At 39.5% G+C, this 12600-nt stretch carries 9 protein-coding genes; 2 read left to right on the forward strand and 7 right to left on the reverse strand.

Features of this window, described 5'->3' with window-relative positions; all coding sequences use genetic code 11:
- Nucleotides 1-29: 29 nt before the first annotated feature.
- A complete protein-coding gene (gene sdaAB, locus JNUCC41_RS05310; protein ID WP_192206703.1) occupies nt 30-692 on the reverse strand; it encodes an L-serine ammonia-lyase, iron-sulfur-dependent subunit beta in 663 nt (220 codons plus the stop codon).
- A gap of 46 nt (nt 693-738) precedes the next feature.
- A complete protein-coding gene (locus tag JNUCC41_RS05315; RefSeq protein ID WP_192206704.1) occupies nt 739-1773 on the reverse strand; it encodes a PTS sugar transporter subunit IIC in 1035 nt (344 codons plus the stop codon).
- Between the two features lie 525 nt (nt 1774-2298).
- On the opposite strand from JNUCC41_RS05315, the gene JNUCC41_RS05320 reads away from it, so the two are divergent.
- Both JNUCC41_RS05320 and JNUCC41_RS05325 read left to right on the forward strand, forming a co-directional pair.
- On the forward strand, nt 2299-2964 hold the full coding sequence (locus tag JNUCC41_RS05320; protein ID WP_192206705.1) for a response regulator transcription factor: 666 nt from the start codon (nt 2299-2301) through the stop codon (nt 2962-2964).
- Between the two features lie 13 nt (nt 2965-2977).
- The gene (locus JNUCC41_RS05325) at nt 2978-4417 is read left to right on the forward strand and encodes a sensor histidine kinase (protein WP_192208050.1); all 1440 of its coding nucleotides are present in this window, start codon (nt 2978-2980) and stop codon (nt 4415-4417) included.
- A 342-nt stretch (nt 4418-4759) separates the two neighbouring features.
- Here JNUCC41_RS05325 and JNUCC41_RS05330 read toward each other — a convergent pair whose 3' ends face one another.
- The 5 genes from JNUCC41_RS05330 to JNUCC41_RS05345 form a co-directional block, all read right to left on the reverse strand.
- Entirely contained in the window at nt 4760-5029 is a 270-nt protein-coding gene (locus JNUCC41_RS05330; RefSeq protein ID WP_192206706.1) for a hypothetical protein, read from the reverse strand.
- A gap of 93 nt (nt 5030-5122) precedes the next feature.
- Nucleotides 5123-5809 carry an ABC transporter ATP-binding protein gene (locus tag JNUCC41_RS05335; RefSeq protein ID WP_192206707.1) on the reverse strand — a complete coding sequence of 229 codons (687 nt, stop codon included), beginning with the start codon at nt 5807-5809 and terminating at the stop codon, nt 5123-5125.
- 11 nt (nt 5810-5820) lie between these two features.
- A complete protein-coding gene (locus tag JNUCC41_RS05340) occupies nt 5821-7251 on the reverse strand; it encodes an ABC transporter permease (RefSeq protein WP_192206708.1) in 1431 nt (476 codons plus the stop codon).
- 676 nt (nt 7252-7927) lie between these two features.
- Nucleotides 7928-8059, reverse strand: a complete 132-nt coding sequence (locus tag JNUCC41_RS27045; protein WP_286182373.1) for a hypothetical protein — start codon at nt 8057-8059, stop codon at nt 7928-7930.
- 198 nt (nt 8060-8257) lie between these two features.
- Nucleotides 8258-12589, reverse strand: coding sequence for an endonuclease (locus tag JNUCC41_RS05345; RefSeq protein ID WP_192206709.1), 4332 nt, complete (start codon nt 12587-12589; stop codon nt 8258-8260).
- Between the last annotated feature and the right edge of the window lie 11 nt (nt 12590-12600).

Raw genomic sequence — 12600 nt, forward strand, 5'->3', positions numbered from 1 at the left:
CATATCTATGCCAACACTTTTAATATTTATCATTCAACCATCCTTATGACTTGCGACACGTTTTCCAATCCTTCAATTTCCTTCATGACATCACCCTTGATTTTCTGATCGACTTCAATCACCATGAGGGCCATTTGACCTTTTTCTTTTCGTGAAACTTCCATATGTCCAATGTTAATTTCATGGTTCGCCAATACTGTCGAAACGGAAGATATGATTCCGAATACATCGTTATGCACGACTAAAATGGCTGGGTTTTCACCCGACAATTTAAGCTTGAACGTATTCAATTCCGTTATTTCTATCGTTCCGCCGCCAATCGAGATCCCAACAAGTTCCAATTCCTTATCTTCGTCGAACAGTTTGATCTTGACTGTATTAGGATGATCCATCACCGTATCCTCGATTGTAAAGGTAACTTCCATACCGGCTTCTTCCGCTATCGTTAAAGAGGCAGGGATTCGTTCATCATCCGTATCGAAATCCAATATCCCGCCTACGACAGCGACATCCGTACCGTGTCCCCTGTATGTTTTTGCAAAAGATCCATATAAAGAAATGATGGCTTTCTTCGGTTGCTTTCCGAATAATGTCCGTGCTACTCTGCCAATTCTGGCAGCTCCTGCTGTATGTGAGCTTGAAGGTCCAATCATGACGGGACCGATTATATCGAATGCAGATCTGTATTTCATCGTGTAATGCCCCTTTTCTGGCAAAAGTTTTGTTTAACCGTCTTCATTATGCCGCTTTTTGTTCTTCATTCACCCTTATTTCCGAAACGGTCCTGATCTTATAATTCTTGAATACGATTGAACCAAGGAAACCTACCGTTGCCCCAACAACTGCACATATCCCAGCAGTGATCGTCACTTTTACTGGATCATTGAAACCGTACATAACTGCCAACCCTGCGATCGGTGTTGCCGTCCCTGTTGCATTATTCACTAAACCAAACATGGCCACAACCACTCCAGCAGCCGCTCCGCCAATGAAATTGGTGGAATACACCGGAATGGGATTGGCAGATATGATATCCGCTTGTGTCAATGGTTCAATCGCAACCGCAATTGTAGTACTTCTGTCTCCAAATTTCAAGCGATCGAACAAAACAAAGTTCATGAAAGATGATCCGAATACTGCAAGTGCCCCAATTGCCATAGGAAGTCCTGTCAATCCAAGCATTGCTGTCAAAGCCATCGAGCTTAATGGTGCAGTGGCGACGACCGTTATGACCCCTCCAAGAATGATTCCCATCAAGATTGGATTACTGTTTGCCGTTTCCTTAATGATTCCACCGATATTCAAAAGCGTTGCATTGACCAAAGGCGTTAAATTCTCACCAATAAACCGAACGAGCGGTGCTGCAATGATGATTGTAACGATTAAATCCAATCCAGCTGGAACTTTTTTCTCGATCACTTTCACAAGGAAAGCAACGAGGTATCCTGCGAAAAATCCAGGCAGCAAACCTAAACCAGCACATGAAACACCAAGTAATAGAGCATAAACAGGGGAAACCCCTAGTGCTAATGCAACAAGTGAAGCCGCTGCAACGCCTCCCATGCTGCCTGCCGCATCCCCTACTTCTCCAAGGAACTTAATATTAAATAAATCCCCTCCGACATACCGCTGAAATGCTTCCACTAGAAAAGCGGCAACCGCTGCATTAGCAAGAGCACCCATTGCTTTCATCCCTTTTGGGGCTTTAAAACTGAATAATGAAAATAAACCAAGTACCAATAATAATAAGGCCGTTCCTTTTAAAATTTCCATTAACGAATCTCTCCTCTTAGTGATTAGTAAGTATACTTTGACCTAATATTTAAATCGAACTACTAATTCATCTGCAATTTTCCGATAAAAGAACACTCATCGGTCCTTTGTTTTTGTTTCGTAGTTGTCTGTGTCTAGTTCTTCAATCAATTAAGAATCTCTTACGAAAAATAAGGAATAGAATTAAATTCACTATTATTATTTTAAGATAGTTTTATTCCATCTAACAATGTAAACCCTTTCATTTATTTTCTCATATTAACATATATCAGTACGCATACATACAAATATTTTAAATTTTTAAAGCGGAAGTAATGTTTGATTTTTCAGTATTTTGAAATAATTAAACCACCTTTTAATAATAAGTTGAACAGCTTGGCCCTTATATGAAGAATATTGAAATTGTAACCGGTAAAAAATAAATATTGCTTCCCTATGCCTCTTTATTATTTTTATGTATGATATCGAATGCTTCTCCACATGAACTCCAGATAACATGGTTATAATGATGCGAGAGGTGATACAATGAGGAACTATCATATTCTTGTAGTTGAGGATGATCAAGAGATTCAGGAATTAATTAAACAATTTTTAATGACACAACAGTATACGGTTGAAGTTGCATCAGATGGATTAGAGGGAATGAAACAATATAATAAGCAATCCTTTGATTTAGTTCTTTTGGATGTGATGCTGCCAAACCTTAACGGATTTGAAGTTGCCAAAATGATTCGAAATCAGTCAAATGTGCCCATTATTATGCTAACCGCTTTAGAAGAAGAACAAGATCAATTGAAAGGTTTTGATCTTGGAATCGATGATTATATAACAAAACCTTTTTCTTTTCATGTTTTGATTAGACGAGTCGAAGCAGTACTGAGAAGAAGCTATGATGAAAGTACAGCTAATCATTTAGTTTTTAAAGAAATGCATGTCGATTGCAATGCATATAAAGTATATGTAAATAAGGTTGAAATACCATTAACGACAAAAGAATTCGAAATGCTGCAACTACTGCTTCAACATGAAAAAAAAGTACTCACAAGAGAAAGCATCGTAGAAAAAGTTTGGGGATACGAGTACCACGGAGAAACACGGATTATCGATACACATATTAAGAACATACGAAAAAAATTAGAAATACCCTACATTAAAACAGTAAAGGGAATTGGTTATAAAATTGATGAATAGAATCTTAGAAACCTTGAAGATGAAACGAATTACCTATAAACTTTTTTTGATTACATCCCTTATTTTGATAGCCTTTGCAGGCCTGATATATTTAACTTTATACTTTTTTCTCCCTACATTTTATGAGAAGTACAAAACAGATCAGCTTCAAACAGGGATAGTAGAAATGATTGATAAATCCAAGGATCTTCCCATCCAAAATGCACTACCGCTTTTTGATGAATATGCACAAAAAAACAACGCAATGATCTACCTTCATAATAATGAAGGAATAATTATTTATGCTTCTTTTTTATCTTTCATTCAAGGGACTGTACAATCGACTCCTAATGGCATATTTGATATTTCAGAGCCCTTAAGGAATACAAATGACCTTTCCAATTCATTTGATGTTACCATGCCCATTCGTTTTCAGGATGCAAACTTAACGCTCGTAGTATCCGCAACCTATCAGCCCATTAATGAAGCTACACAGGTCTTGGCCCTTTTCCTTCCCTATATTAGTATCATTGTAGTTATTATTGGTATAGGAAGTGCTTATTTATATTCGAGGTTCATTACAAGACCACTCATTTATATTAATAGAGGGGCACAGAAAATGGCGAACTTGGATTTTTCCGAAAAAATCGAGGTTCGTTCCAATGATGAAATGGGTGAATTATCCAATAGTTTAAATGATTTGTCACTCAATCTCCAACAATCCATGCTTGATTTACAGGATGCTAATCAAAAACTAAAAAGCGATATGGAAAAGGAGCGGGAAGTAGAAAAAAAACGCAGGGATTTTTTTGCCATTGTAGCACATGAATTAAAGACTCCTCTCACTGTTATGAAAGGACACTTAGAAGGAATGATGTATAATATCGGTCCCTATAAAGACCGGGACACTTATTTACAAAAAAACTTTCAAACCGTTCAGGATATGGAACAACTGGTTCGTGAGATTATAGGTATATCCAAATTGGAACAACATACATTTAAACTGCAATTAGAAGAAGTAAATCTCGCAGAATTAATTGATACAATCACTAAAAATCTCGGGTTTTTTGCTTCTCAAAAAGACATTCAAATGATAAAACAGATTGGTTCTCACCTTTCTGTTTATACAGATCGTTTTCTGTTAGAAAAAGCTTTCAAAAACATTATTCATAATGCGATTATGTATTCACCTCATGGCGAGAAAGTATATATAGAGGCAACTCAGAATTCAAAGCTGCACCACATCCAAATTCGAGTCATCAATACAGGTGTAAAAATTAATGAGGATGATATACAGCATATTTTCAAACCATTTTATCGGATCGAAAAATCAAGAAATCGAAATACTGGTGGGAGCGGCTTAGGGTTATTTATTGTAAAGCAAATTTTTGAAGCACTTTTTATCACGTATTCTATGAATAATACTGAACAAGGTGTAGAATTTTTAGTTACCATACCATTATCCATCAAGTAAACAACAACAAAAGAGTCTGAATCTCATTTCTATAGGATGAAATGAGATTCAGACTTTTATTTAATTTCAATGAATTTACATAATCATAAACACTCATAACTAAACATGAGTGATGTTATGTATAATTAGATTAAATTTCCAAATTGTTCACATACTCGAAAAGAAACAAAGTAAACGATTAAGTAACAGAAGTACATAGCCAAAAAGATTCTATATTCAAAAATATAGAATCTTCAAGCATGTATTATTTATAACTAATATTCATTCATTGGCGATAGCATTAATGTTACCTTCTTGATTTTTCGTATGACTCTTCCTTCATTTTCACCTATCTTCTGAACCTCAATAGGGCTTTGCTGCTCTCCCAGTAGACCCATCCTCAGATTCCCCTTGATAAGGAGGGGGCATTTCTCCCTGATTTGGTCCCATTTCATCTTGATTGGGAGAGAAAAACACTTCTGGATTATCCTTGAATAAATCTTCATAATTATCTTTTTCATTCAATTCTGGATTATCCCCTAAATCCATCAAGTTTGTAATCGAACCAATTAAAATGCCAATTGTTATTAACCCAATGGAGGCTGCTATTTTTATCCACACTTTTTCCCACAAATTTCTCAGTCCTTTTTGTGTTGAAACATTTACTTCTACTAAATTAATATAGTGATATGTCATTTTTTCTATCTAACAGTGTTACCATTCTATTCATTTGCCTTTTAACTCTTTGATTACTAACTTTCTTTTTTCGAGATACACCGCTTTATCCGATTGTTTAGCCACCTCTTGCGAATGAGTGACGACAATGACACATTTATTTTCTTTATGGGCAAGTTCTTTAAATAACTCGATAATCTCCCAGGAAGTTTCTTGATCAAGGTTCCCAGTAGGTTCATCAGCAATTAATAAATCTACATTACAGGATAATGCACGAGCAATCGCCACCCGCTGCTGTTGACCACCACTAAGCTGTAATACCTTTCTTTTTGCTTCTACTTCTGTCAGCCCTACCTTTTCTAATAACTCAAGTGCTCTTGCTTTTTTGTCTTTCACATCGACTCGTGTAATCTCCATCGCAGTGACTACATTTTGAAGGGCCGTCATATACGTAATCAGATTATATGATTGAAAGATAATCGAGACATGTTGGTTTCGATAGGAATCCAGACCGATCTTCTGTAAATCCTTTCCTTTGTATACGACATTCCCACTACTTGGGATATCTAACCCACTTGCTAAACTAAGGGTCGTTGTTTTTCCTGATCCCGATGGTCCTAAAATGGTATAAAAGTGTCCGGATAGAAACGCAAAGTTTACATTATCTAATATCGTGATTTTTTTATTATTGCTTTGATAATGGTAATTCAGATCTTTGAACTGTAAAATCGTATCCAAGGGTGTTCCTCCTACTCATCTTTTAATAATATTTCTTTTGGTTTCAATCGAAGAATCGATAATGCTGGAATAATGGTTGATAAGATCGCGATTAATAGGCCTAATCCCCCTAATTTCATCACATCTTTGGATGTTACACTTACATCAATATTATTGATAGGATCCACATCTTGATCTAGGTCACTCCCCATAAGCGCGTCGCTTGTAGTCACAAACCCTGATCGTTGTCCAGGATTATTTTCTTGCTCTTCAGAGGCCGTAATTTCTTTCTGTAATAAACTGTCTCCCATTTTTTGAGACACTGCCCCACCTGTAAATATGGAGAGGCTAAAGGCTAAAACAGCAACACATAATACTTCTACTAAAAGTTGTCCTATTAATTTCCCTTTTTTCTCGCCAATCGACAGTAAAATCCCTAATTCCTTCCGTCGTTCTTTTATGGTCAACATAATGATAAGACCTAAGATAATGGACCCTGTAATGGAAACCAGGTAGATGATCCATTTTGAAGTGGCTGCCATGTTCTCAATAGGGCCAACCATTTTCTTATATAATTCATCATGTGCATCTAGTTTAAATAGGTCAAAATCAATGTCTGTTTTCTTTCCCGCTGCTTTAAAAGCATCGATTTGCTCTGGATCATTTAAGTAATAAATGGCTTTATCAATGGGGGTGCCCTTCATATCCTTATTGTCCGAAAATTCTTTTAATGATTCGAGCGAAACATATATTTTGTTAGATGGATCCAAGAATGCTATTGGTGGTTTTGGACCAAATGTCTCGGATGCTTCATAAATCCCGATTATTTCTACCTTTATTGTCGATTTCCCATCGTCTTTTTTGACTTTTACCTTATCACCAACTTTTAGCTTGTTTTCTTCAGCTAACTGTTTTTCGACCAGTGCTACTTTCTTACCTTTGTCTTCTGCTGTTATGCCACGCCCTTTAATGATCTCCTCCGTTCCTTCTGTAAATCCTTGCAATAAATCAGTGGTTCTTGCGCCGACCAATGATATATTGGGCATTTCCCTATCATCTTGGCCTCCAACCATGGCAACCGAGCCTGCATTTTCATCAACCTCAATGGGAGTAAAGCCCTCAGCTAAACCATACACACCTTTTACATAGTTGAAATTTTTTACATAGGGTGATTTAGCTAACTTATCTGCTTCCTCTGTAGAAATTTCCGGAATCTTTATTCTTTCATTTGGATTTTCTTCCATCTGTTTTTCCATCTTTTTTTGAAACTTTTCTGGATCGAATCCTAGCGTTACGTCAACTCCCAATTTTTTTCTAGCGAGATCACTCGCTGTTTCCGTGACATTTTGCATCGCGAATCCTGCCAACACTAGATTCGTCACAACTAAAAATACCGCAAATAAGATAAGGGATTTTCCCTTTCTTGCTTGAACACTTAAAAATGCGCGTTTGATAAAATTCATCTTGATACCCTCCCTGCTTGATACCTTTAATATATAGAAACAATCTGGAGTTTATATGGAGATATAGAGGAGTTTGTCTGGAGATTTTTGATGTTTCTTTCCAAACGATAAAAAAAATTATATTTCGGGGAAGGCTAGGATTGCGATCCTTCATTAGGAAGAACAACTACTTTTTCATTCGTCGCTCAAGGAGTAGCGGCAATGAAATACCTCCCCTTTCAGAAATTTTATACGCTCAGAGAATCCCAACCTAAAAAGTCGATCTCCTCCACGTTAAGGGATCGACTTTTTTTCTTTTATAGATACAAGAGAGGTAAGGGCTCGACTCTACCTCGCCCTTCCCCCTCTTCAAACCATTACGTGCAGATTTCATTGCATACGGCGTTCCAACTAATCCAAATCAGCTTGTATTTAAATACTGTTCCTTATAAAGTTTGACATCTTAGTTTAATATTAAGATGCTTTAAGTTTGAAGGTTTCGCAATCGCTACATTTCAATCAAAACCCTATATATAATTACACGGTAACTACACTCGTGTTTCATTTGTTATTTCAGTTGCAGGTTTTTGTACCATGTCTTGCATCGCCGTTTTTCTTTGTTTTATTTCTTTTTAAATGTCAGTTACTGGCGTTACGATGTGTTCTGAGTTGGCATTTGTGATATAAACTTTTGGTTTCATTCAATTCCCTCACTGCTTATTAAAGATTCAGGAGTACCACAGAATTCACATCCCTTTTCTCTCAAGCCAATAAGGGATTTCCCGTTTCTTACTCGTACACTTAAAAATGCACGTTTGATAAAATTCATTGTTATCACCTCCTTAATATCTCTAATGTACCGGACTAATCTGAAGTCTATATGAAGATATAAAGGAGTTTATATGGAGAATTTTAGTGTTTTTACCATACGCTGTGCATACAAAATAAAAAAGACTATAGGCAAACACGACTTTCATCGAGGTTGTCTACAGTCTGAATGTAGCTTGCATTCAATATAAAAAACGATCTAACTCGCTTTTTTCACATCCATGGATTCAGCGGCACCCCAAATTTCGGATGCCCATTCAGGATGGTCGATGAATGGATTGCGGTTATTTTGCCAGTCATGAATGACGTCATTGCGATGGCTTTCGAAATCGTCGACAGGATCGAGTTCATTCCATTTCAAAAGTGTCGATAGCTTTCCATGAAGCGGCTTCGGATACGTATTGACTGTATCGGATAATTCAAGATCCAGCTCGCCGTTTCCTTCATATCGGACGGCCATGTAAAATAACATCCTTGCTATATCGCCTTTAACATGATCTGGCGGCTCCCATGAATCTGAATCAAACTTACATTCACATCCACTATATGTTTGACCGCCCTCGTCGAAATCAAGATGACCCCGTTTACCATTCACTGTTACATCAGCGGGACGGAGGTGATGAAGGTCTGTCCCCGGACCTTTGCTTGTCCCAAAATCACCGTGGGACTTTGCCCAAACATGTTCACGGTTCCATTGTCCGGTATTGCCCCCATTCGCGTTCTTCGAGATGGATTTTCCAGAGTAAAGCAAGATGACATTCTGTTTGTTCACCGGATCTTCATCCGTTTCTTTAAGGGCATTCCACACTTGATCATAAGATAACATCGTGTGACCCTTAATGATCGAGTGCAGAACCGATTTCAATTCCGTTCCCGTTTTTCCTGCCGCCGTTTCGTAATAAGCTTCAAGCGGCATATCATTCGATACGGTCAACGTAAAACGGGCAACCGCTTCCGATTGCTGGTCCTCGGCCTTGACTGCGACAAGGTATGTTCCAGCTTCATCTGCAGGAAGGGTTAATGTCCGGCCTGTGACTGTACCGATAGTGGATGAAAAGGTAAGTTCATCCCCATCTGGGTCTGAGAAGTGCTCACTCAAATCGATGGTGACCTTGGAACCGGCTTTCACTTCTAGATTTTCCAGTTTTTTCGTTACGACTGGCGCATGATTTTCTTTAGGGTCGAAAGGGGAAGCAATCGCTTCCCCCTTCGAATCGACAAACTTGATATTCGATGTGTCGACACCTTCTGTTACCGACCATTTCTGTACGTTTTCAGCGCCCCTGATTTCTTTTACATTGGCGTTATCGATGATGACTTCCTTCACCGCCATGCCTCCAAAATCAATGATTGCGCCTTCCTTATCAGGTTTTATCGTCACAGCAGCATTCTTCAGCCCAAGGCCTTTGAGTACAGCATATGAACCTTTTAACCAGATACCTTCTTCGATGTTGGATGTTTCGTCAAGATCGATCAAAACACTAGGTGAAGCAATCGTAAGTCTTTTTGTTTTAACGTTTGTTACATTATACGTTTTTTCCGGAGCAGGAGTTTCGACTCCGCCTGATCCAGATAAAGAGGTTGAGATCAGTACAGGATCATGATCGCTGGCCCTTCCATGAGCTTCCATGAAGGATGAGTTAATATGGACAATATCGACTTTTGTCGCCGAGGCCATATTATTCGATACAAGGATATGGTCCAGTACTTGTGAATTGCCTTGATATGTGTAAGAATAACGTTTTTCAAAAGGGACTTTCTCGATCATATTGGTTAAATCATTGCCCTTTAATGTTTTAAGCGGTGCCGAAAATTCAAAATCATTAAAGTCTCCAAGCAAGACGACATTCGCTTTGGCATCCTGTGACTTGATATCACTGACAAACCGATTGACGATGGAGGCAATTTGAAGCCTTTGCGTTTCACTTGATAGGACAGGAGGCTGGTTTTTGCCGAATATAGGCTGGTCACCGCCCTTGGAATTAAAATGATTGGCCACAACCACTACGCTTTCGCCTTTAAATTCGAATTGAGCGGCTAAAGGCTTCCTGCTTGAAGTGAAGGCGGGATTGGCAGGCTCGATTCGACCAGGGTTCAAGGTAAGTTTTCCATCTTTGAAGGCAACGGACTGTGTTGCCGTTCCTTTCGTTCCTTCAGTCAATTTGACACGGTCGGCATTATATAAAAAGCCTACACGGATATTCCCGCCGGGTGCCCCGCCATCAAGTTTATCTTCTGGAGCAATATCGATGTATTGATATTGCGGTCCGCCCAGCTCTTTTATTTTGTCGGTTAACTTCTTGGCACTTTGAGCAGAATCCGTTGTCCCGCTATCCGTTGCCCCATCATTATCTTGCATTTCCGTTACGCCGATGATATCGGGTTGTTTAAGATTGGTAATGATGGATGTTGCGATCGTTTCGACTTTAGAGTTAGCTGTTTGAGTGGAAAAATTCTCGATATTATAGGAAGCGATCGATAGCTTATCAGCATCCTTTTCTAAGGATGTCACTTCCCGGGCCGTACCGCCATCCTTTAACGCTGGCAGCTGGGCTTTATCCGTCACTACCCTATAGTTGCTATATCCATAGCTGATGACACCCGTGACCGAGCCATCAAAGAAATCACCCGTTTTCGCTGCAAATGATTCATCATTGATATCCAGGGTAATTCTTTCAGGATTGAAATCCGTTTCCGTTATTTTGACGCCCCCAACCGCAGTCGTCGTTTCCATATTCCCTGGAATCACGACCAATTCACCATAGTCTTGAGGAGCGACCACTTTCGGGTTATATACTTGGACGAGCATTCCTTCCAGACTCTCGTAGAAATCGATGCCGTCTTCGCTCGGATTAAAATCTGTCAATCTATCATCATCGATGTTCTCGGACGGCGGAATGACATCTTTCCCAATGATGATCGGTTCTGGCATCGCTGCAGTGCCAAGCTTTTCAATCGTCGTATTGGTCAATTCAGTTGTTGGCAGATCCGTCGTTTTCATTTCAGCGTATCCTTCGATATACCACTCGGCGACTTTACCTGCCACTTTGACATGATCTCCCGCTTTCAGACCATGCGCTTTGTTGTACACAAGTATTCCCTCGGAAGTCGTTAAGTCCTTATCCGGGTTGGGATCTTGCATATAAAAATTATTCGCATCCTTTACAGAAGTGACGACACCTTCCACACCTGAGACGAGTTGATTTTCATATGATGAAAAATGATTCATCCCCTGAATGGCACGGATCTTCACTTCATTGGTTTTGGTAACGGTATAGGCAAAAGTGAAAACTTCCGATGTCTTATCGTTGACAGCGATTGCCTTGATGACAGTATCTTTCGTTAAAATGATCGGCTCTGTGTACAAAGCACTTGAAGACGTCGGTGCGGATCCATCAAGCGTATAATGGATTTTCGCTTCTTTCCAGCCAGATTCAAGTGATATTTTTGTATTTTCACTAACCATACCAGGGAAAATATCCGTGTAAACGGCTGGTTTGTTCACCAATTCATAATCTTCGATGCCACGCGTCTTCAACTGATACGTGTCATTGAACCTCGACCCGATCCCGGTTACGGAAATGACATCCCCCACTTTAAAGTTCCTCACGAAATCTTCATAAGTCGAACCGGTCCGGTTATCATGGCGAACGATAACAGATTTCCCTTCAGTATCTTCCGCCTTGAATTCGAATGTTCCGTATGTTCCCGATGCCGCCAATTCTGTAATGGTCGCTTTTTCAATGGTGACCAGCTCACCTTGTGTTTCCTCATTGACGCCAGATGCATCAATTTTTTGGATTTCAGGAAGTTCATTCCCGGAAGAAACCACTTTAAGGGAGGTTGGCTGGATTTGCAATTCCTTATTATAAGCGGATACTTTTCCGATTAAAGTAACCTTATCTCCTTGCTTTACATCTGCAGACCACGAAGAACCATAAACATATAGCCCAGCCGTTTCATCTTGGATATAAAAGCCTTTTCCTCCCCAATAACCAAGACCGGTGGTGACCACTCCATCGACCTGCACTACATCTTCAGTATTCGTGCGCGCCTCGGCAATGGAATCCAGAACCTTCACATCAGGCTGTTCAGGAGTTGTTCCTCCATCGGTGATGATCGTGTAATCCGTTGCGGATTTCAGGCCGGGTACTGAAAAGTACTTTTCAAGCTTCCCCGTAATCGTCACCTGCGCTTTAAGTAACTCCGGATGTTCGACCAAATTCAAAGCCGTTCTGATATTTCCGGCAGGAAGCTGGACAGGCATGATTTTCTTAACATCTTTTTCATCCGGACTATCCGCAATACCTATGTTCGTACTTTCAGTAAAAGGCGATGTTTGCTGATAGCTTGTACCGCTTTTAGCTGTACCGACTATATATCCCTTCACCGTCGCCGTTCCGCTGTTATTATTAATCGCTTCCATTACCGATATTGTTCCTTCTGCTTTTGCAGCGGCTGCATTTGGCAAAACCGTTGACAGCACGATCAGCATGGCAAAGAAAAGCTTACTTATCCCGTTCTTCTTCAAGATCTCAACCC

The organism is Brevibacillus sp. JNUCC-41, assembly GCF_014844095.1.
Classification (GTDB): Bacteria; Bacillota; Bacilli; order Bacillales; family DSM-1321; genus Peribacillus; species Peribacillus aracenensis.

Bases quoted from the DNA above. Each gene is read 5' to 3' on its own strand.
- JNUCC41_RS05315 (WP_192206704.1), bottom strand. From the start codon at position 1,773: ATGGAAATTTTAAAAGGAACGGCCTTATTATTATTGGTACTTGGTTTA.
- JNUCC41_RS27045 (WP_286182373.1), bottom strand. From the start codon at position 8,059: ATGAATTTTATCAAACGTGCATTTTTAAGTGTACGAGTAAGAAACGGG.
- JNUCC41_RS05320 (WP_192206705.1), top strand. From the start codon at position 2,299: ATGAGGAACTATCATATTCTTGTAGTTGAGGATGATCAAGAGATTCAG.
- sdaAB (WP_192206703.1), bottom strand. From the start codon at position 692: ATGAAATACAGATCTGCATTCGATATAATCGGTCCCGTCATGATTGGA.
- JNUCC41_RS05340 (WP_192206708.1), bottom strand. From the start codon at position 7,251: ATGAATTTTATCAAACGCGCATTTTTAAGTGTTCAAGCAAGAAAGGGA.